At 74.1% G+C, this 20,108-nt stretch carries 16 protein-coding genes; 6 read left to right on the forward strand and 10 right to left on the reverse strand.

Annotated elements, in window-relative coordinates; translation table 11 throughout:
- The first annotated feature begins 73 nt into the window (after positions 1–73).
- The 3 genes from ACIPAE_RS25865 to ACIPAE_RS25875 are packed head-to-tail and all read left to right on the forward strand — an operon-like array spanning position 74 to position 2,667.
- Entirely contained in the window at positions 74–511 is a 438-nt protein-coding gene (locus ACIPAE_RS25865; protein ID WP_328460936.1) for a GntR family transcriptional regulator, read from the forward strand.
- A gap of 9 nt (positions 512–520) precedes the next feature.
- The gene (locus ACIPAE_RS25870) at positions 521–1,591 is read left to right on the forward strand and encodes an ABC transporter ATP-binding protein (RefSeq protein ID WP_402448205.1); all 1,071 of its coding nucleotides are present in this window, start codon (positions 521–523) and stop codon (positions 1,589–1,591) included.
- Entirely contained in the window at positions 1,588–2,667 is a 1,080-nt protein-coding gene (locus ACIPAE_RS25875; RefSeq protein ID WP_402448207.1) for a cell wall protein, read from the forward strand. The genes ACIPAE_RS25870 and ACIPAE_RS25875 overlap by 4 nt, the downstream gene beginning before the upstream one ends.
- An 87-nt stretch (positions 2,668–2,754) precedes the next feature.
- Here ACIPAE_RS25875 and ACIPAE_RS25880 read toward each other — a convergent pair whose 3' ends face one another.
- Both ACIPAE_RS25880 and ACIPAE_RS25885 read right to left on the reverse strand, forming a co-directional pair.
- Positions 2,755–3,291, reverse strand: a complete 537-nt coding sequence (locus ACIPAE_RS25880) for a phosphoribosyltransferase (RefSeq protein WP_402448210.1) — start codon at positions 3,289–3,291, stop codon at positions 2,755–2,757.
- A gap of 449 nt (positions 3,292–3,740) precedes the next feature.
- A complete protein-coding gene (locus tag ACIPAE_RS25885; protein ID WP_402448213.1) occupies positions 3,741–4,466 on the reverse strand; it encodes a Type 1 glutamine amidotransferase-like domain-containing protein in 726 nt (241 codons plus the stop codon).
- Positions 4,467–4,936: 470 nt separating this feature from the next.
- On the opposite strand from ACIPAE_RS25885, the gene ACIPAE_RS25890 reads away from it, so the two are divergent.
- On the forward strand, positions 4,937–8,278 hold the full coding sequence (locus tag ACIPAE_RS25890; RefSeq protein WP_402448215.1) for a discoidin domain-containing protein: 3,342 nt from the start codon (positions 4,937–4,939) through the stop codon (positions 8,276–8,278).
- 66 nt (positions 8,279–8,344) lie between these two features.
- Here the strand turns inward: ACIPAE_RS25890 and ACIPAE_RS25895 are convergent, their stop codons facing one another.
- From ACIPAE_RS25895 to ACIPAE_RS25905, 3 genes are all read right to left on the reverse strand, one after another.
- The gene (locus ACIPAE_RS25895; RefSeq protein WP_329372138.1) at positions 8,345–8,707 is read right to left on the reverse strand and encodes a hypothetical protein; all 363 of its coding nucleotides are present in this window, start codon (positions 8,705–8,707) and stop codon (positions 8,345–8,347) included.
- Between the two features lie 78 nt (positions 8,708–8,785).
- Positions 8,786–9,871, reverse strand: a complete 1,086-nt coding sequence (locus tag ACIPAE_RS25900; protein ID WP_402448217.1) for an NAD(+)/NADH kinase — start codon at positions 9,869–9,871, stop codon at positions 8,786–8,788.
- Positions 9,872–9,968: 97 nt separating this feature from the next.
- Positions 9,969–10,472: a GNAT family N-acetyltransferase gene (locus ACIPAE_RS25905; protein ID WP_402448220.1), complete on the reverse strand. Its 504-nt coding sequence runs from the start codon at positions 10,470–10,472 to the stop codon at positions 9,969–9,971.
- A 196-nt stretch (positions 10,473–10,668) separates the two neighbouring features.
- Here ACIPAE_RS25905 and ACIPAE_RS25910 point away from each other — a divergent pair, with 196 nt between their 5' ends.
- Both ACIPAE_RS25910 and ACIPAE_RS25915 read left to right on the forward strand, forming a co-directional pair.
- On the forward strand, positions 10,669–12,258 hold the full coding sequence (locus ACIPAE_RS25910) for a GDSL-type esterase/lipase family protein (protein ID WP_366412156.1): 1,590 nt from the start codon (positions 10,669–10,671) through the stop codon (positions 12,256–12,258).
- A 599-nt stretch (positions 12,259–12,857) separates the two neighbouring features.
- The gene (locus ACIPAE_RS25915; protein ID WP_366412157.1) at positions 12,858–13,826 is read left to right on the forward strand and encodes a phosphatase PAP2 family protein; all 969 of its coding nucleotides are present in this window, start codon (positions 12,858–12,860) and stop codon (positions 13,824–13,826) included.
- Here ACIPAE_RS25915 and ACIPAE_RS25920 read toward each other — a convergent pair.
- The 5 genes from ACIPAE_RS25920 to ACIPAE_RS25940 all read right to left on the reverse strand — a co-directional run bounded on the left by ACIPAE_RS25920 (position 13,715) and on the right by ACIPAE_RS25940 (position 19,916).
- Positions 13,715–14,884, reverse strand: a complete 1,170-nt coding sequence (locus ACIPAE_RS25920) for an aldose epimerase family protein (RefSeq protein ID WP_402448222.1) — start codon at positions 14,882–14,884, stop codon at positions 13,715–13,717. The genes ACIPAE_RS25915 and ACIPAE_RS25920 overlap by 112 nt on opposite strands.
- A gap of 164 nt (positions 14,885–15,048) precedes the next feature.
- Positions 15,049–16,074, reverse strand: a complete 1,026-nt coding sequence (locus tag ACIPAE_RS25925; protein ID WP_328460910.1) for a LacI family DNA-binding transcriptional regulator — start codon at positions 16,072–16,074, stop codon at positions 15,049–15,051.
- 94 nt (positions 16,075–16,168) lie between these two features.
- Positions 16,169–17,188, reverse strand: coding sequence for an ABC transporter permease (locus ACIPAE_RS25930; RefSeq protein ID WP_329372148.1), 1,020 nt, complete (start codon positions 17,186–17,188; stop codon positions 16,169–16,171).
- Positions 17,185–18,150, reverse strand: coding sequence for an ABC transporter permease (locus tag ACIPAE_RS25935; RefSeq protein WP_329372150.1), 966 nt, complete (start codon positions 18,148–18,150; stop codon positions 17,185–17,187). Before ACIPAE_RS25935 ends, ACIPAE_RS25930 begins: the two co-directional genes overlap by 4 nt.
- Entirely contained in the window at positions 18,147–19,916 is a 1,770-nt protein-coding gene (locus ACIPAE_RS25940; RefSeq protein WP_402448225.1) for a sugar ABC transporter ATP-binding protein, read from the reverse strand. Before ACIPAE_RS25940 ends, ACIPAE_RS25935 begins: the two co-directional genes overlap by 4 nt.
- Positions 19,917–20,108: the final 192 nt, after the last annotated feature.

A 20,108-nucleotide genomic window follows, 5' to 3' on the forward strand; every position in this document is an offset into this window, starting at 1 on the left:
CGGTCGGAAGGAGTGGAGTGCCGAGTGCGACGCGGGTCTAGGTCCACCGGTCCACTAGTGATATAGTGCGCCCGTGGTCACCTACCGTATCGAACGGCGAAGCGGCGTCGCCGCCTACCAGCAGATCGTGCGGCAGACCGAACAGGCCCTGCGGCTCGGCCAGTTGGCGCCTGGCGACAAGCTCCCCTCGGCGGCCGAGGTGGTGGCCGCCACCGCGATCAACCCGAACACCGTGCTCAAGGCGTACCGCGAACTGGAGCGCCAGGGGCTGGTCGAGGCCCGCCAGGGCGTGGGGACGTTCGTCCGCAAGTCGCTCGCCCAGCCCGGCTCCGCCGCCGACTCCCCGCTGCACGAGGGCCTGCGGGCCTGGATGGCCGCCGCCCGCGCCGCCGACCTCGGCCGCGAGGATGTCGCCGCACTGCTGACCTCCGCTCTCGACGAGTCCTTCCCGCGCGCCGCCGACACCCGCGTGCCCGGAACAGGGACGTACGACGCCCACCCGCACGGCTAGCGAGGACCGATGACCGACCACCCCTCGGCCGGTGTCCCGCGCACCGGCACCGAGGCACCCGCGCTGGAGGCGAGCGGCCTCGGCATCCGCAACCGCGCCGAATGGGCGCTGCGCCACTGCGACTTCCGGGTCCCGGCCGGCCGGGTGGCCGGCCTGGTCGGGCCGAACGGAGACGGCAAGAGCTCCCTGCTCGCGGTCGCCGCCGGACTGCGCGCCCCGACCGAGGGCTCCTTGCGGGTGCTCGGCCACCGGCCCGGCGCCGGCGCCGTCCTGCCCCGCGTCGGCCTGCTGCTCCAGGACCGCCCGCTGCACTCCGCGTTCACCGTCGCCGAGACGCTGCGCTACGGCCGGGAGATGAACCCGCGGTGGGACGACGCCGGCGCGCGGAGCGTCGTGGCCGACGCCGACGTGCCGCTGGATGCCAAGGTCGGCCACCTCTCCGGCGGCCAGCGCACCTGCGTCGCGCTCGCCCTCACCCTCGGCAAACGCCCCGAACTGCTGCTGCTCGACGAGCCGATGGCCGACCTCGACCCGCTGCGCCGGCACGCCATGATGGCCGCGCTGATGACCACCGCCGCCGAACACGGCACCACCGTGGTGATGTCCTCGCACATCCTCGCCGAGCTGGACCTCGTCTGCGACTACGTACTCCTGCTCGCACACGGCCGGATGCTGGTCGCCGACGACGTGGAGTTCGTCCAGGCCGCGCACACCCTGGTCACCCACACCCTCGACGGCCACGAGCCGTCCGGCGTCCGGGCAGGCGCCGATCCGCGCTCCCACCACCGGCGCGGCGCCGCCCGCCCCGACCCGGCCGCCCCGCTGCCGGACGCGCTGCTCGGCCACACCGTCGTGGAAGCGCGCACCACCGGCCGGCAGCTCACCGCGATGATCCAGCTGCCGACCTCCCTCGACCCCGCCGTGAGCGCCGAACCGCCCAGCCTGGAGGAGATCCTGCTGGCCTACCTGCGCAACCCGCAGGCCCCGCCCCTGCTCGCGCCCGCCGACGTGCCGCCGACCCGCCCGGCCGACGAGATACGCGCGCACCACCACCAGGACGACACGGACCCCGACCGATGAGCGCCCTCGCCCGCTACGTGTCCTGGCCGCCGCCCGAGGAGCGCCCGGCCCGGCTGCCGTTCCCGCTGCCCCGCCTCGCCGGCCCCGCCTGGCTGGCCTGGCGGAAGCACCGGGCGGTCTACCGCACGATGGTCGCGTTCGCCGTCCTCGGCGCGCTGTGGTCGGTGTGGGAACACCACCAACTCGTCTCCGGCGTGCACCACTACGCCGACATCTGCCGAACCTCACCCCAGCGGTGCGACCCCGGCAACGACGACGCGGCTCCGCCGGCCATCCCGAGCGTCGTGCACATGGTCTTCGACCGGTCGCCGTCCGTGCTGCGCTACCTGCCGCTCGCGGTCGGTGCGCTGCTCGGCGGACCGCTGTTCGCGCAGGACCTGGAGTCCGGAACCCACCGTCTGGCCTGGACGCAGTCCATCGGCCGCCGCGAATGGGTCGCGGTCAGGCTCGGCACGGCAGCCCTGATCACCACCGCGGCCGCCGCCGTGCTGACCGTGCCGGTCACCTGGTGGTGGTACTCCAGCTGGCGCGGCCACAGCGGCACCGGCCCCGACCGCTCCGCCTGGCGCGCGACCATCTGGTGGAACGGCTGGGACTTCTTCGCCTGGACCGGCCCGGCCGGCGTCGCCCACATCCTGCTCGCCCTGATGATCGGCGCGGTCACCGGCGTGCTGCTGCGCCGTACCCTGCCCGCGGTCGCGGCCGGCGCCGGGCTCAGCGAGGCCGCCCTGCTCGGGCTGGAGAAGCTGCGCCCGCACCTGCTGACCCCGTCCGTCCGCCGCAGCCGCGGCCTCGGCCTCGACTTCCCGAACTCCCCGCGTGACGCCTGGTACCAGGGCCTCGGATACGTCCGGGCCGACGGCACGCTCACCAGCCACGATCCATGCACCAGTGCCAGGGTCCGCGACGTGCCCGCATGCATGCGGCAGCACCACATCGTCGGGCACTACAGCAGCGCCTTCAAGATGAACCAGTTCCTTCCGCTCCAGCTGATCGAGACCGGGATCTGCCTCGCGGTGTGCGCCGCCCTGGCCGCCTTCTGCCTCTGGTACGTCCCCCGCATCACCGCACGTTGAGCAGTACGCTCCGCCGAGCAACGCCGGCCGCCGGGCATCGCCGCCTGCCGGGCGGCGCGGCCCCCGTCGTGCGACGCGCCCGGCCGTTCATCCCGCGGGCGCGGGGAGTTCGCGTGCGGTGAGAAGGGCGTGGACGGGACCGAGCACCGCCCTGCGCTCCTCGGCGAGTTGGTCCACGACGACGCTGCATCCCAGCCAACCGGCGCCGCACTCCTCGGCCATGGCGCGGGCGGTCGCGGCCTGGCTGCCGGTCTCGATCCAGTCGTCGACCAGGACGACCCGGTCGCCCACCCCGAGCGAGCCCCGCTGCATCCGCAGGGTGTGCCGGCGGCGACGGTAGTCGGGCGGTGTGCGCCGCACGACCTTGTCCCCGGGGAACAGGCTGCCCGACTTGCGGATCGGCACGAACCCGGCGCCCAGCGCGACCGCCGCGGCGCCGCCGAGGAGGAACCCGCGCGACTCGATCCCGCAGACCGCGGTGACCCGCGCGTCCCGGAACGGCGCGACGAGCCCGGCGACCACCGCCGCCATGGCCTCCGCGTCCCGGAAGACCGCCCACACGTCGGCGTGCCCTTGGTCCCACCGAAAGTGTTCGAGCACCAGATCACGGGCAAGTACGGTCACACGCCGCAGTGTCGCGGTCCGCGCCGACCCGCGGCAATCCGATATCGCCGCCGGCCGGGTCCGTCTGCCGTGTCAACACCCGTCCCGGACGGTCGAGTTCACGCTGCCAGGCGTCGGCCCGCACGCCGGCGCGTCGCAGACGTCGACGGCGCCGCAGGTCCGCGGGGACCGCGCCTCCCCCACCACGTCCGGCGACCGCGATCCGGGCCGGCCTTCCGCAAGGCGTCCAGCGGCCCCGTGCCGATGCGGCCAACCAGGCGAGCGGTGCCTCGCGTTCCCGAGGTGCGGCCGGGGCGTCCGGCGCCGCGAACGCGGCCGAGGGCGCGCCGCTCGGGCCCCGCCGCCACGATGCCGGCCCAGCGCCGGCAAGAGCAGGGCCTCGTCCCCCCGGGTCGTCCATCACCGTGCTCCGGGCGACGGACAACGGTCCTCCCGCCCCCGGGTGCCGCTCAGCCCGACGGCAGCGCGGCGCACGGCAGGGCCCGCTCGGTCGTCCCGCCCCGGCCGTCCGGCTCGACGCGGTACAGGCGGGCGGCGGGGACGCGGGTGACCGCTTCGGTGAGGTGGCCGTCGGTGAACAGGGCCGCGGCGCCGTCGTCGACCGCCCAACCCGGGGGCAGGGCACCGGAGGCCACGAAGGCGCGGTAGGACTCGCGGCGCCCGGCCTCGGTGTCGTAGTGCGGGCAGACGGAGCCGGGCAGCAGGCCCAACCCGTCGGGCAGGAAGGTGAGCGGGCCGAAGGAGTCGGTGTGGGAGCCCCGGGCCCAGCAGTTGGCGCCCGCGCTGACCCCGCACATCAGGGTCCCGAGGTCGTACGCCTCGCGCAGCAGCCGGTCCAGGCCGTGCACGCGCCATACCGCCAGCAGGTTCGCGGTGTTGCCGCCGCCGACGTAGACGACGTCCTGCGCGAGCACGAACGCACGCAGCGCCTGGTCGTCCAACTCCCGCCGGAACAGGGACAGTACGGTCGCCTCGCAGTCCCCGCGCGGCTCGAACGCGGCACGGAACCGGGCGACGTATCCCTCGGCGTCGCCGCTGGCGGTGGGCACGAAGCAGACCCGGGGGCGCGGGACCCGCGCGTGCCCGAGCATCCAGTCGTCGATCAACCCGTCGTCGCCGGCGGAGAAACCCCCGCCGAGCAGGGCGACTTGGCGCGCCGGGGGAGTGGTGGACACGAGTTGCCTCCTCGGACGTGCGGATACCGGGACGGTCCGGCGCCGGCGGACCCGGACCGCGGCGGAGCGACGGCAGCGGGGCCGTGGCACGAGACCCGGACCCGGACCCGGACCGAGGCGGACGCTGCCGGCGGACCGCGGCCGGCCGAGTGCCGAACCGGAACCCCCACCTCCCCACCGTACAGAGCAAGTTTTGACGCGGACCGCCCTTGACGCCCCCGGCGTGCCGGCTGTTCACTTCCCGGTGCGGGAGAGCGCTCTCCCGTGTGTGGGCGGACCGCTGACGCGGTGCCAGGCGCGGACCCGACGGACGGTCCGGGGTTCCGCGGCCGTCTCGTGCCGCCCGCGCACACCCCCCACCACCCCCCACATCGCGAGGGAGATCCATGTCCTCCACTCATCGGACGGCGGCGCGTGCCGCGGTCCGAAGAATCCGCTTCGCGTGGCTGGTCGCAGTCACCGTCATGGCCATGACCGCAACTCTCTTCGGCGGGACCGGGCCCGCGCACGCCGCCGACGCCGCCCTGCTGTCGCAGGGCAAGCCCGCCACCGCGTCCTCGATCGAGAACGCCGGCACCCCGGCGTCCGCGGCGGTGGACGGTGACACCGGCACCCGCTGGTCCAGCGCCGCCGCCGACCCGCAGTGGCTCCAGGTCGACCTGGGCGCGAACGCGAGCGTCAGCAAGGTCGTCCTGACCTGGGAGGCGGCCTACGCCACCGGCTTCCAGATCCAGGTCTCCGCCGACGGCTCCACCTGGACCCCGGCCTACTCCACCACCACCGGCACCGGGGGCACGCAGACGCTGGCCGTAAACGCTTCCGGCCGCTATGTCCGGATGTACGGCACCAAGCGGGCCACCGGATACGGCTACTCGCTCTGGGAGTTCCAGGTCTACGGCACCCTCACCGGGGGCACGAGCGCGAGGTGCGGCTCGGCGAACTCCGCGCTCGACCAGCCCGCGACCGCCTCCTCCACGGAGAACGCCGGCACCCCGGCGTCCGCGGCGGTGGACGGCGACGCCGGCACCCGCTGGTCCAGCGCGGCAGCCGACCCGCAGTGGCTCCAGATCGACCTCGGCGCCAGCGTGCCGATCTGCGAAGTGGTGCTCCAGTGGGAGGCGGCCTACGCCACCGCCTTCCAGATCCAGGTCTCCGACAACGCTTCCACCTGGAGCCCGGTCTACTCCACCACCACCGGTACCGGCGGCACCCAGACCCTCGACGTGACCGGCACCGGCCGCTACATCCGGATGTACGGCACCGCCCGCGCGACCGGATACGGCTACTCGCTGTGGGAGTTCCAGGTCCGTACCGGCGGCAGCGGCGACGGCGGCGGCACCCCGACCGGCGACTGCGGCACCACCAACGCCGCCCTCGGCCACCCGGCCACCGCCTCCTCCGTGCAGGACGACGACCCCGGCTACTCGCCCAACTACGCCGTGGACGGCAGCACCGTGACCCGCTGGGCGAGCGCCTACGCCGACCCGCAGTGGTTCGAGGTGGACCTCGGCGCGAGCCTGCCGATCTGCCAGGTGGTGCTCCAGTGGGAGAACGCCTACGCCACCGGCTTCCAGATCCAGGTCTCCGCCGACGGCTCCACCTGGAGCCCGGTCTACTCCACCACCACGGGCACCGGCGGCAAGCAGACCCTCGACGTGACCGGCACCGGCCGCTACATCCGGATGTACGGCACCACGCGCGCGACCGGATACGGCTACGCCCTGTGGGAGTTCCAGGTCCACACCGTCGGCGACGTGACCGGCACCGTGCCGCCCCCGCCGAGCCGGCCCGCGCCCGGCGACTGCCCGTGGGTGAACTCCACCGCGCCGGCCGCCACCCGCGTCGCCCAGCTCATGGGCCAGATGTCGCTGGACGAGAAGGTCGCCATGCTGCACGGCACCGACTCGCCCGACTACATCGGCAAGATCATCGGCAACCCGTCGCTGTGCGTCCCCGACGTCAACTTCGAGGACGGCCCGGCCGGTGTCGGCGACGGCCTCGGCGGGGTCACGCAGATGCCCTCGGGGCTGGTGTCGGCCGCGACCTTCGACACCGCCTACGAGCAGGACTACGGCACCGCGGTCGGCCAGGAGTTCGCCGCCAAGGGGGTGAACGTGGCGCTCGGCCCGACCGTCAACATGGTGCGCGACCCGCGCTGGGGCCGCGCGTTCGAGACGTTCGGCGAGGACCCCTACCTGTCCGGGCAGATGGGCGCCGCGGACGTCGAGGGCATCCAGGGCCAGGGCGTGATGGCGGAGGTCAAGCACGCGGCCGCGTACAACATCGAGCAGCCGGCCGGCACCATCGACGTGGACGCGCGCACGCTCCAGGAGATCTACCTGCCCGCGTTCCAGACCGCCATCGAGCAGGGCGGCGCGGCCTCGGTGATGTGCGCGTACAGCAACGTGAACAACGTGCCCTCCTGCCAGAACCCCGACATCCTCAACAAGCCGCTCTACCAGCAGGCCGGCTTCACCGGGTTCGTCACCTCCGACTGGGGCGCGATCCACTCCACCGTCGACTCCGCGAACGCGGGGCTCACCGTGGAGATGCCCGGCGGCTACTACTACGCCGACTACCTGATCCAGGCCGTGCAGGACGGCCAGGTCAGCCAGGCCACCGTGGACACGATGGTCTCCCGGGTGCTCACCCAGATGTTCCGGTTCGGCATGTTCGACAAGGCACCGTCCGGCTCCAAGACCGCGATCGTCACCACCCCGGCACACGCGCAGGTCGCGCTGAAGGGCGACGAGGAGGGCACGGTGCTGCTGAAGAACAACGGCATCCTGCCGCTGAGCACGTCGAGCACCAAGTCCGTCGCCGTGATCGGCCAGGACGCCGGACCCGGCGCCCAGACCATCGGCGGCGGCAGCGGCACCGTCACCAGCGCGGGCACCTACACCCCGATCATCGGCATCCAGGACCGGTTGCAGGGCACCGGCACCTCGGTCACCTACAACGACGGCACCGACCAGAACTCCGCCGCCGCGCTCGCCAAGTCCTCCGACGTGGCGATCGTCTTCGCCAGCGACAACTACGGCCACGAGGAGGCGGACAACACCTCGCTCAACCTCCCGAACGACCAGGACGCGCTGATCTCCGCGGTGGCGGCGGCCAACCCGCACACCATCGTGGTGCTCAACGACAACGCGGCGATCCTCATGCCGTGGCTGGACCAGGTCGCGGGCGTCTTCGAGGGCTTCTACGACGGGCAGGAGTGGGGCGAGGCGATCGCCGCGCTGCTCTTCGGCGACGCCAACCCCTCCGGACACCTGCCGGTGACCTTCCCGACCTCGCTCGCCCAGGTCCCTGCCAACACCACCGCGCAGTGGCCGGGCACCGACGGCAAGGTCGAGTACTCCGAGGGCCTGGACATCGGCTACCGGTGGTACGACGCGAAGAACGTCGCCCCGCTCTTCCCGTTCGGGTACGGCCTGTCGTACACGGACTTCGCCTTCAGCGACCTGCACGTGGGGGCGATCTCCGGCAGCCGCGCCACGGTCACCGCGACCGTCACCAACACCGGGAGCAGGGCCGGCGCGGAGGTCGCGCAGCTGTACGTCGGCGATCCCGGCGCGGCGGGGGAGCCACCGCACCAGTTGAAGGGCTTCCAGCGGATCTCGCTGGCCCCGGGCGCCTCCGGGACGGTGACCTTCACCGTCAGCACCCGTGACCTCGCGTCATGGGACACCGGCTCCGGCACCTGGACGGCCGCCGCGGGGAACTACCAGATCCTCGTCGGCGACTCGTCCCGGAACCTGCCGCTGACCGGCACGCTGTCGCTGCCCTCGACGGTCACCGCCGCCGGCTGACGGCGGCCGCCGGTGCCGTGGCCCGCCGCGCGCGGGTCACGGCACCACCGGCGGCCGGGCCCGCGGTCACGACTCCTCCTCGCCCGGCCACAGCTCGTCGGCCCGCAGGGCGAGGTCCTGGAGTATGTCCGCGGACGTCACGTCGGTGCGGCCCGCGTCGTGGACGTCCGCGAGCTGGAGGAAGATCAGCGAGAACGCCCCGGTCAGGCGCTCGATCACCGGGCTGAGCTGGATGCTCAGCGCCTCGCCGATCTCGCTCGGGCTGGCGTCGGCGGGGAACTCGATGGTCGGCATGGTCTCGTTGAGCAGCGCGCGTACGTTGTCGCCCGAGATGTCCTGCCGGTCGGGGTCCTCCTCCAGCAGCACCTGCATCTGCCGGGCCTCGGTGAGGATGCCGATGATCCGCCGTACGAAATCGCTGTCCCTCATGCCGGGAGCGTACGCCGTCGGTACACGTGTGTACCGGGCGGACGCGGATGGTTCGGAGGGTGTCGGGGTGCCGGGGTGTCAGTGGATGTCGGGCGGGCCCGGGTGCGCGAGGTCGTCCGGCAGCGGCTGGGCCGGACGGTACTCCGCGGGCGCCGAGCCGTCGGCCAGCGCGGCGGGCGCGTCGGCCAGGCCGAACCGGTCGCGGACCCGGCCGAGGAAGTCGGGGTCGGCCAGCCGGGCCAGCCGCGCCCGCCGCGGCGCCGCGTACACCGACACCCAGTCACCGGGGTCGAGCACCCCGCACAGCCGTCCGTCCACGCTGACCGCGACCCGCCCCGACCGCTCCAGCACCCGCACCGCCACCCGCTCCTCGCGCGCGGACAGCACCAGGCTGCGGTCGAAGACCATGTGCGGGGCCACCGGAGTGAACACCAGCGCGTCCAGGTGCGGCGAGACGATCGGCCCGCCCGCGGCGAAGCTGTACGCGGTGGACCCGGTGGAGGAGGCCACCACGAACGCGTCCGCCGAGTAGAAGCCGAGCAGCCGCCCCGACACGTAGATCGCGACGCTCGCCTGGCGGTCCCTGGCCAGCTTCTCGAAGACCACGTCGTTCAGGCCCAGCACGTCCAGGGGCACGCCCCACCCGGTGTGCCCGGGATCGGCGTCGCGCGGGGTCGGCGGCGGCAGCAGGGGGCCGCGGCCGTACCGCAGCAGGGCCTGCATCCCGGTCGGGATCTCCAGCGGGCGGGAGGCGCGCATGGTGAGCATCAGCCGTGCGTCGACGTGCCCGGTGCCGGCGTGCACCGCGTCCAGCGCCGCCTCCAGGTCCGGCACGCGCACCTCGGTGAGGAACCCCACCCGGCCCACGTCGATCCCGAGCACCAGGGCGTCCACCGCCGCGGCCACCCGCACCCCGCGCAGCAGGGTGCCGTCGCCGCCGACGGTCACCACCAGGTCCGGCAGCCCGGCCTGTTCCGCCTCCTCCAGCGCGGTCAGCCGCCCCATGCCGCCGTCCTTCTCGTCGCCGTCGGCGGCAGGGGTGTTCCACACGTCGATCTCCGCGCACGGGACGCCGCGTCCCCGGGCCCATGCCTTGACGCGTGCCGCGGCCGCCACGGCGGCCTCCTTGCCGCCGTGCACGACCAGCCCGATCCGCTCGATCACCCCTTCACCGTAGGGGCGGGCCGGGGCCGGGGCCCGGTCGGCGCGTGGTCCGGCCCGGGGCGCGGCGGCGCCGGGTCCGCCGTGTGGGGGACGCCGGTCACCCACACGGCCGTTCCATGACGGCGCTGCGGTACGTCTTGCCCGGCCACTGGACGGTCTCGCGCCGGGCGAAGCCCCACGCCGTGTACAGCTCGACCAGGTGCGCCGCGGGTTCCGCGGTGTCCACGCCGAGGTGGGAGGCGCCCGCGTCGACGGCCCACCGGCGGCCCACCGCCCACAGCCGGGAGGCGAGCCCCTGGCCGCGGTCCGCGGGATCGACCGCCATCTGGTTGAGCCAGGCCCGGCCCGGAGCCGCCGCGGTGCGGCTCAGCCGGCGCAGCGTCTCGTGCGGCGGCAGCGTCATCGTCAGGCTCGCCGCGATCCGGGAGCCGTCCACCAGCAGCCACGAGGCGCCCGTCCCGGCCCGCTTCAGCGTGGTCCGCTCCGTCTGGTCCACCGCGGTGAAGTTCAGCCCGCGCCCGCCCAGTTCCGCGTAGGCGCGGTGCAGCATCGCGGTCAGGGCGGGGGCATCGGCGGGTTCGAACGGGCGCAGCCGGTACATGCGCCCCACCGTAGGGGCGGTGGTTCCGGCCGGGACCGGCAGGGGTGCGAGCCGGGGCGCGATGGGGTGCGATGGGGCGTTCGTCCGGGTTGGCCCGTTAGGGTCGTGGGCAGGCGGCCTCGCAAGGGAGCCGCGCAGGATGGATCGGACACAGGGCCACGCGCAAGGGCGGGCCCGGGCGGTGAGAGGGAAGCGCGTGGGGCTCGTGCGGTGCGGAAACGGCAGGGCGCGGTGGCTGCGCCGGGGCCGCAACCTGCTGCTCGCGGCCGTACTGATCGCGGTCGCCAGCGCCGCCGGGATCTGGCTGGCGGTGCGGCTCACCCCCATGCAGTCGGTCTCCGCGGCCGGCCAGAACGTGCAGGTCGGCGCCGCCCAGCCGGGCCTGAGCCGGTCCGGCCCCGGCGAGCTGGACCTGTTCGGCGAGGCGATCCCGACCCAGCCGCGCTTCGACGGGCCGATCCGCCCCAAGCTCAAGCTCGCCCACATCACCCTCGACTCGCAGGTGAACCAGGCGTTCCACGCCGACGGCGACAACGCGCTGGTGCCGATGCTCAGCCGGCAGCTCGCGGCGGGCTGGAAGCGCTACTGCATCTGGGAGACCCTCGTCGCGGCCGGCTGCGCGGGCGTGATCACCATCGCCATCGCGGGCGCCGGCCGCACCTCGCACCGCACCATGCTGACGATGCTCGCCGCGACCCTGGTGACGGTGAGCGCGGCGAACGCCGCCGGGGTGTACCTGCTCGCCTCCGGCACCCCCCGCGCGCTGCGCCAGGTGCACACGCTCGACGACCTGGTCGGCCGGACCCGTGCGGAGCCGGTGCCCGCCGCCAAGGGCCCCGCGCTGCCGGGCATCCACGCGGTGGTGATCGGCGACTCGACCGCCGCGGGCATCGGCAACCCGCTGGTGGAGCACCCCACCGCGCTGGACCGCACCTGCGGCCGCAGCTCCGACGCCTACGCGGCCGACCTCGCCGCCGCCAACGGCTGGAAGGTGCTCAACCTCGCCTGCCAGGGCGCCACCGTGTCCGACGGCATCCTCGGGGTGCAAGTGCGCGGCGGCAAGGTGGTGCCGCCGCAGCTCGCGGTCGCCCAGCGGGCGACCGGCGCGTCGACCGTGATCGTCAGCATCGGCGCCAACGACATGAACTGGGGGCTGCTGACCGGGCTCTGCGCGGCGGCGCCGGTCTGCGACGACGACGCGTCCACCGCGTACTTCAAGGAGGAGCTGGCCGGCTTCACCCAGGACTACCTGGACCTGCTCGAACAACTCGCCGCGCTGCCGCACCATCCGGCGGTGCTGGTCAACGAGTACTACGACCCGTTCGGGCCGGACACCGGCTGCCTGAAGAAGGACGGCATCACCCGGGAGAAGGCCGACGTCCTCGGCTCCCGGCTGTCGGACCTCAACGCGGTGCTGGAGAGCGGCGCCGCCACCTTCCACTTCGCCGTCGCCCGGCCGGGCTTCGAGGGGCACGAACTGTGCAGCAAGCAGCCGTTCGTGCAGGACGCCACCGGCAAGGCGCCGCTGCACCCGACCGCGGCCGGGGAACTCGCCATCGCGCTCGCCGACCAGCAGGCGCTCGGCGCGATCGAGGCCGACCGCGCCGCCCACCCCGACCGCACGGCCCAGCCCGGCCCGACACCGACCGGCGGCGGTACGCCGGGCACCACCGCTTCGCCGGGGGCCGGACCCGCCGCGACGGCTGCCGGCGGCGTCGCCGGTGCGGGCGCCCCCGCGAACACGCCCGCGAACACGCCCACGACCGCCCCCGCCCGGGAGCCCTGACCTCCGCTTCCCGCCCCGGCCCCTGACGGTGCCGCAGCCGATGCCGCAGCGAGGCCGCGGCGGCGCCGTGCCGGTGCCGTACCGCCGCCAGGGCGCCGCCGCACCCGCGCCGCAGTGATGTCCTGCCGCGGGCTCCGGCATGTGGCCAAGATCACCCACATCACCCAATGTGACGGCGTCCAGGGCCGGTTGCGGGTCAGCGGCCAATGCCGCGCCGACCGTCTTCGCCCGCGCCCCCGGGAATCGCGCCGACCTCTCCCGACGCCCGCGCCCCGGCGCCGTACGCACCCCTGCACCGCGGCGGGCGACTTGGCGACCCGCGCCTCGCCAGGTACGCTCCGTGACCGCGCCCATCGAGCAAAGATGTCCGGTCGGTATCGGTAGCCGGACGTTTTGGTGTCCGATGTAGTGTCGGGCGAGTCGCCCGGCTTGTCGCCGGATCGTTCGGGAAGAGAGATCGACCGCATGCTGCTGGCGTATTCGCCGAGCCTGCCGAGCCCGTCACCGCGCGGGCGAAGGCCGGGACCTGCACCGACCCGTCACCGCCGGGGCGGTGCCGAGGCACGTCGGCGGGCCGCGGCCGTACCGGGAGGCGCCCGATGACCGCCACCACCACCGGCTCGGCCGACACCGCGCAGACCCCGGACACCGAGGACCGGCCCGCCGGCCTGCGGCGGTTCCCGCTGCTGCCCGCCCGGATGCGCCCGCGCAACCGGCCCCGGCTGCTGCTGGAACTCGCCTTCACCGTCGCCCTGTACCTGGCCTACAGCCGCACCCGCCGCTACGTCCCGCGGGAGAAGAGCGAGGCACTGCACCGCGCCCGCGAGGTCCTGCACTTCGAGCGGCTGCTGCACGTCGACTTCGAGCTGAGCCTCAACCACGCCGTCGACAAGATCAACTGGCTGACGGTCGGCATGAACTACTACTACGCGACGCTGCACTTCGCGATCACCCCGGCGGTGCTGATCTGGCTCTACGCCCGCCGCCCGCAGTACTACCGGGCGGCCCGCACCGCGCTGTACACCGCGACCTGCCTGGCACTGGTCGGCTTCACGCTCTTCGCGCTCGCCCCGCCGCGCTTCCTGCGCTCCGAGGGGTTCATCGACACCATCGTCAGCCACCACACCCACGGCTCCTGGGACTCCGGGCACGTCTCCACGGTGTCCAACCAGTACGCCGCGATGCCGTCGGTGCACATCGTCTGGTCGGCGTGGTGCGGGCTGACGCTGTTCTTCCTGGCCCGCTGGACCTGGCTGCGGGTGCTCGGCGTGTGCTACCCGCTGGCCACCTTCGTGGTCATCATCTCCACCGCCAACCACTTCTTCGCCGACGCGGTGGCCGGCGCGGCCACCCTCGCCATCGGCTTCCTCCTCCAGCGGCTGCTCTTCGGCCGCCGGGCCTACCCGAAGCTGCGCCGGTCCGCCGGGGACGGCAAGGGCGGGGGAGGGGAGGGCGATCAGGCGTCCGACCCGTCGGCACGCGACGCCTCCGACGAGCCGTCGGCCACCGCGGCCGCGGTCGAGGGCGCCCCCAGGTGGGGGAAGCGGAACTCGGTCCGGCTGACGTAGACCTCGCCCGGCCGCAGTACCGTCGCCGGGTACTCCGGCCGGTTCGGCGAGTCCGGGAAGTGCTGGGTCTCCAGGCACACCGCACCGTGCCGCGGGTACGGCCGGCCGGCCGGGCCGGTCAGCGAGCCGTCCAGCGCGTTGCCGGTGTAGACCTGGATGCCCGGCTCGGTGGTCCACACCTCCATGCACCGCCCGCTGCCCGGGTCGTCGAGCCGGGCAGCCCGGCGCGGCGCCCCGCCCGGCTCCGGCGCGGCCAGCGTCCAGCAGTGGTCGTAGCCGCCGGCGTCGGCGAGTTGCCGGTCCCGGTCGCCGATCCGCTCGCCGATCGTCCGGGCCCGGCCGAAGTCGAAGGCGCTGCCCGCGGTGGGCGCGACCGGGCCGAGCGGCACCGCCTCGGCCGTGACCGGCAGGTAGCCGTCGGAGTCCAGCCGCAGGGTGTGGCCGAGGATGTCGCCGCGTCCGGCGCCCGCCAGGTTGAAGTAGGCGTGGTTGGTGAGGTTCACGTGCGTGGCCCGGTCGGCACGGGCGCGGTAGTCGACGCTCAGCGTGCCCGCGGCGGTGAGCCGGTAGACCACCTCGACGTCGAGCGCGCCGGGGAAGCCCATGTCGCCGTCCGGGCTGTGCAGGGTCAGCCGCAGCGCGGCGGTGTCCGGGCCGTTGTCCGCGGCGGGCGCGGCCTGCCAGCCCCGGCGGTGGAAGCCGTCCGGGCCGCCGTGCAGGGCGTGCCCGCGGTCGTTGGGCGGGATCAGGTGGGCCTGGCCGTCGAGGGTGAACCGGCCGTACGCGATCCGGTTGGCGTACCGGCCGACGACCGCCCCGAGGTAGGGCTGGTCGGCGAGGTAGTCGGCGAGCGCGGGCAGGCCGAGCACGACGTCCTCGGTGCGCCCGGCCGGGTCCGGCACGTGCAGGCCGCGCAAGGTGGCGCCGTGGTCGAGGACTTCGGCGCGCACCCCGGTGCCCGAGTCCAGCGTCCAGCACGCGACGGCGGCGCCGCCCGGTGCGGTGCCGAACGGCGAGCGGCGCAGGGAGGCGGCGGGCGCGGGGGACTGAGAGGGCATGGTCATCCTGGGACGAGGGCCGGTGGGAGGGCGTGCCGCGACGGTCGCCGCCCGGCCGCGGGGAGGGACACGGGCGCGGGCGCGGCGGCGGTCGGTCGGCGGGTGAGGGGCGCGGCGACGGGGCCGGGGCGGGCCTAGGCCGATCCGCACGCGCGGCCCCGGCGTCAGCTTCTTCGCACCGCCGTGGACTCCCTGACCAGCAGCCGGTAGCCGGGCAGGATACGGCGTGGCTGGGGCGGTTCGGCGCCGCCGGCGACCGCGATCCGCTCCACCAGGCAGTCCACCGCGAGTTGGGCCAGCGCGGCCTTGTCCGGGGCGACGGTGGTCAGCGAGACCATGCCGTAGCGGCTCTCCTCGATGTCGTCGAAGCCCACCACGGCGATGTCCTCCGGCACCCGCAGGCCCCGCTCGACCAGGGTGCGCATCGCGCCCAGGGCGATCAGGTCGTTGTAGGCGAATACCGCGTCGGGCCGGTCCTCGCGGTCCAGCAGCGCGGCCATCGCGGCGGCGCCGTCGGCGCGGTCGTAGCCCTCGGTGGCGGCGACCATCGACTCGTCGGGGACCAGCCCGGCGGCGGTGATCGCCTCCCGCCAGCCGCGCAGCCGCAGGTGGGCCGGCTGGCGCGCGCTCTCCCGGCGGGCGCCGAGGAAGGCGATCCGGCGCCGCCCGATGTCCAGCAGATGCCGTACCGCGGTCCGCGCCGCACCCACGTTGTCGATCATGATGTGGTCGTACGGGGCGTCGTACTCGCGCTCGCCGAGCAGCACCATCGGCGGGCCCTCGGGGCGGGTCAGCAGGTCCTCGCTCTCCAGCCGGATCGGGCTGAGGATCAGCCCGTCGATGACGTGCGAGCGGAACCCCTGCGAGACCAGCACCTCCTTCTCGCGCAGCCCCGCGGTGTGGTCGAGCAGCACCGTCAGCTCGTGCCGGGCCGCCGCGTCGATCACCGCGCCGGCCACCTCCGCGAAGTAGGGGTTGCCGAGCTCGGGCACGGCCAGCGTGATGATGCCGGTACGGCCCTTGCGCAGGTGGCGTGCCGTCAGGTTGGGCCGGTAGCCGAGTTCGTCGATCGCCTGCTGGACCCGCCGGCGCGTGCTCGGCGTGACGTGGGGGTAGTCGTTCACCACGTTGGAGACGGTCTTCACGGACACGCCGGCGCGCAGCGCGACATCCTTGAGGCTGACGCCCACGGAAATCCTCTCTCGGTCGGACCGGTTGCGTCGCGGTCCGGCTCAGGTCTGCGGCCCCCCGGCCCGCGGTGGTGCTGTTGCCCTGGTACGGCGGTCACTCCAGCTGCTGGGTACGGCTCAGCAGCGTCTGTAGCAGTACCACGACGGCCAGGAAGCCGCCGTTGACGGTGTCGGTGAACGCCGATCCGTACTGCGAGAAATAGTGGTCGATCAGATTGTGGATCACCGCGAGCAGCAGCACACCGCTGACCGTGCCGCCGATCGAACCGGCACCGCCGGTGAGCAGGGTGCCGCCGATCACCACCGCGGCGATCGCGGTCAGTTCGTAGCCGACGCCGATGGTAGTCACGCCCGAGCCGAGCCGGGCGCCGCCGAGCGCGCCCGCGCCCGCCGCCAGGGTGCCGGACAGCAGGTACACCAGCACCTTCGCCCGGGCCACCGGCAGGCCCATCAGCCGCGCCGCGTGCTCGTTGCCGCCCAGCGCGGTCAGCGTGGCGCCGAACCGGGTCCGGGTCAGCAGCAGCGCGCCGAGCGCGAAGAGCGCCGCGACGATCAGCACGGGGGTCCAGGTGCCGGCGCCCAGGTTCCGGAACCAGGAGTGGGCCGGCACCAGGTAGGTGGTGGCGCCCTCGCTGGTGACGGCCTGCAACAGCCCGCGCAGGCCCAGCAGTCCGACCAGCGTCACGATGAACGGCGCCATCCGCGCGTACGCGATCAGCAGGCCCTGCACGGTGCCCCAGGCCGCGCCGACCGCCAGCGGCAGCACGATCGCCAGCCAGGTGCCGTGCCGCGAGCCGTACGCGCCGAGCACCCCGCCGAGCGCGAACATCGAGCCGACCGACAGGTCGATGCCGCCGGTGATGATGACGAAGGTCATCCCGAGCGCCAGCAGCCACACGAAGGCGTTGCTGCCGAGGATGCTGCTGATGTTGTTCCAGGTCGGGAAGGTCGAGGAGGTCGCCGAGGCGATGGCGACGACGAGGACCAGGACGGCCAGCGCGCCGTGCCGCTGCACCTGGGAGGCGATCCGCTCGCGGACCGGGACCCGCGCGGCCTGCCCGTCGGACGCGGCGCCCGGCGGCATCGGGGCCGGCTGGAGGGCGGTGGAAGTCATCGGGTCCCTCGCTCCTGGGAGGCGTACACCGCGAAGCAGATGATGGCGGCCTCGACGATCTGAGTGTAGGAGGTGTGCACGTTGTGCTGGGTCAGTACGGCGGTGATGAGCTGCATGAACAGCGCACCGGCGACGGTGCCCAGCACCCGCACCCGGCCGCCGGACAGCGGGGTGCCGCCGACCACGACCGCGGTGATGGCGTCCAGTTCCATGTTCAGGCCCTGGTTGGCCGGGTCGGCCTCCGCGCCGTGGCCGACGATCAGCACGCCGGCGAGCGCGGCGAGCACGCCCGACAGCACGTAGACGGTGATCAGCACCCGGCGGACCGGCAGGCCGGACAGCCGGCTCGCCTGCCGGTTGTCGCCGATCGCGACGAGTTGCCGGCCGAAGGTGGTGCGGCGCACCAGCAGCCCGGTCAGGAGCGCGCAGACGCCGGCGATCCAGGCCATCTCGGGGACGCCGCCGAGGGTGTGCGAGCCGAGGCCGAGCAGGCCGGACTGGGTGATCGGCTTGGCCGAGTTGCCGTTGACGATCTCGGCGAGGCCGCGCACGCCGATCATCAGCGACAGCGTCGCCACGATCGGCTGGACCCGGGCGAAGGCGACCATCGCGCCGCCGACCGCGCCGGTGGCCGCGCCCAGCACCAGCGCCACCGCGAGCGCGGCGAACAGGCCGTACCCGGCGTAGAGCGGCACCACCGACGCGGCGAGCGCGATCGTGGCGCCCACCGACAGGTCGATGCCCTCGGTGCCGATCACCAGGGACATGCCCAGCGCGACCAGCAGCGTCGGGGCGACCTGGTAGAGCTGGACGCGGATGTTGCCCGTCGACAGGAACGACCCGTCCAGGCCGACCGCGACCACGAACAGGACGACCAGCGCGGCGTACACGCCGTACTCCTGGAGCAGGCGCAGCAGCCGGCCGCGGTCCAGGGCCGCGCCCGGCCAGGTGAGGGAGGTCATGGCTGCTTCTCCTTGGCGGGGCGCGCTCGGGGGTGTCCGGGCGCGGCGGGTTCGTCGGGATCAGCGGGGTCTGAGGGTGCGGCGGAGGCGTCGGGTCGGGCGGAGGCGTCGGGTTCGGCCGAAGCGTCGGGTGCGGCGGGCTCGGCCTGCTCGGCCTGCTCCACCGGCTCGGCGGGTGCCGCCGGTTCGGGCGCGGCCGGTGCGGCCGGTGCCGCCGACTCCGGCGAGTCCGGTGCCGTGGCGAGCGCGTCCAGCAGGCCGGCCTCGCTGACATCGTCGCCGTCGAGGTGGCCGACGACGTGGCCGTCCTTGAGGATGACCACCCGGTCGGAGCCCTCGATCAGCTCTTCGAGGTCGGAGGAGATCAGCAGTACCCCCAGCCCGTCGCGGGCGAGTTCGTCGACCAGGCCCTGCACCTCCGCCTTGGCGCCGACGTCGATGCCGCGGGTCGGCTCGTCCAGCAGCAGCACCTTGGGGTTCAGGCACAGCCAGCGGGCCAGCAGCACCTTCTGCTGGTTGCCGCCGGACAGGTCGCCGACCTTCTGGTCGGGGCCCGACGCCTTGATCCGCAGCCGCTTCATGAAGAACGTGACGATCTCGTCCTGCTTGGCCTGCGAGACCAGCCCGGCCCGCGACAGCCGGGGCAGCGCGGCCAGCGAGATGTTCTCCCGGACCGACAGGTTCGGGATCACCCCCTCCGCCTTGCGGTCCTCCGGCAGCATCACCACGCCCGCGCGGATCGCGGCGGCCGGGCTGCGGCGGTGCATCGCCCTGCCCTCCACCTCGACCGAGCCCTGCTCGGTGGCGAGTGCCCCGATGATCGCCTTCGCGGTCTCGCTGCGTCCGGCCCCCAACAGGCCGCCCAGCCCGACGACTTCGCCCGGGTGCACGTCGAGCGAGACGCCGTGCAGGCGGTGATGGACCGTCAGGTCGGTCGCACGGAGGGCGGGTTGGCCGTCATGGCGCTCGTGCCCTTCGGAGTCGAAGGCGGTGCTGCCCTTCTCCCGGACCGCGGACATCTCCCGGCCGAGCATCAGCGACACCAGCTTGAGGCGTTCGAGGCCGGCGATCCGCCCGGTGTGCACCACCCTGCCGTCACGCATGACGGTGACCCGGTCGCACACGGCGTACAGCTCGTCGAGCCGGTGGCTGACGTACACCACCGCGATGCCCTGCTCCTTCAGGCCGCGGATCACCGAGAAGAGGGTCTCGACCTCCTTCGGCTCCAGTGACGAGGTCGGCTCGTCCATGATCACCACGCGGGCGTCGACCTGCACCGCCCGGGCCAGCGCGACCATCTGCTGGGCGCCCAGGCCCAGGGTGCGCAGCGGCCGGGTGACGTCCACCCGGACGCCGAACCGGCCGAGGACGTCGGCTGCTTCGCGGTTCATCCGACGGTTGTCGACCAGGCCGAAGCGGCGCGGCTCGCGGCCGAGGAACAGGTTGCGGGCCACCGACATCAGCGGGACCAGGTTGACCTCCTGGTAGATCGTGGAGATCCCGGCCGCCTGGGCCTCCAGCGGGTTGCGGAAGTCCCGTGCCTCGCCGCCGAGTCGTACGGTGCCGGCGTCGGGGCGGTGCACGCCGGTCATCACCTTGATCAGGGTGGACTTGCCCGCGCCGTTCTCGCCGATGAGGGCGTGCACTTCGGCGGGCCGCAGCGTGAAGTCCACCTCGCGCAGGGCGTGGACGCCCGCGAAGCTCTTGTCGACCCCCGCCACCTCCAGGATGGCGTCGCTGCGGGGGTCCGGGTCCGGCTGGACCAACGTCTTCCTCCTCTCGCGGAGTCGTGCGCGGTGCTGCGGGGGGAGCGGGGGGGGGGGGGGGGGGGGGGGGGGGGGGGGGGGGGGGGGGGGGGGGCGGGCGGCGGGCTTGGCGCGCGGCGGCGCGCAGGCCGGCGGCGGTGAGGGACTGGCCGGGTGGCGGACGGTTCGGGAGAGCGAGGTGCGGCGGGGCCG

It is taken from the genome of Streptomyces sp. NPDC087270, assembly GCF_044744625.1.
In the GTDB taxonomy this organism is placed as follows: Bacteria; Actinomycetota; Actinomycetes; order Streptomycetales; family Streptomycetaceae; genus Actinacidiphila.

What these genes read in the sequence shown, in the direction of transcription:
- ACIPAE_RS25870 (WP_402448205.1), top strand. Translation starts at nt 521, where the DNA reads ATGACCGACCACCCCTCGGCCGGTGTCCCGCGCACCGGCACCGAGGCA.
- ACIPAE_RS25920 (WP_402448222.1), bottom strand. Translation starts at nt 14,884, where the DNA reads ATGCCCTCTCAGTCCCCCGCGCCCGCCGCCTCCCTGCGCCGCTCGCCG.
- ACIPAE_RS25935 (WP_329372150.1), bottom strand. Translation starts at nt 18,150, where the DNA reads ATGACCTCCCTCACCTGGCCGGGCGCGGCCCTGGACCGCGGCCGGCTG.
- ACIPAE_RS25930 (WP_329372148.1), bottom strand. Translation starts at nt 17,188, where the DNA reads ATGACTTCCACCGCCCTCCAGCCGGCCCCGATGCCGCCGGGCGCCGCG.
- ACIPAE_RS25905 (WP_402448220.1), bottom strand. Translation starts at nt 10,472, where the DNA reads ATGTACCGGCTGCGCCCGTTCGAACCCGCCGATGCCCCCGCCCTGACC.
- ACIPAE_RS25890 (WP_402448215.1), top strand. Translation starts at nt 4,937, where the DNA reads ATGACCGCAACTCTCTTCGGCGGGACCGGGCCCGCGCACGCCGCCGAC.
- ACIPAE_RS25915 (WP_366412157.1), top strand. Translation starts at nt 12,858, where the DNA reads ATGACCGCCACCACCACCGGCTCGGCCGACACCGCGCAGACCCCGGAC.
- ACIPAE_RS25875 (WP_402448207.1), top strand. Translation starts at nt 1,588, where the DNA reads ATGAGCGCCCTCGCCCGCTACGTGTCCTGGCCGCCGCCCGAGGAGCGC.
- ACIPAE_RS25895 (WP_329372138.1), bottom strand. Translation starts at nt 8,707, where the DNA reads ATGAGGGACAGCGATTTCGTACGGCGGATCATCGGCATCCTCACCGAG.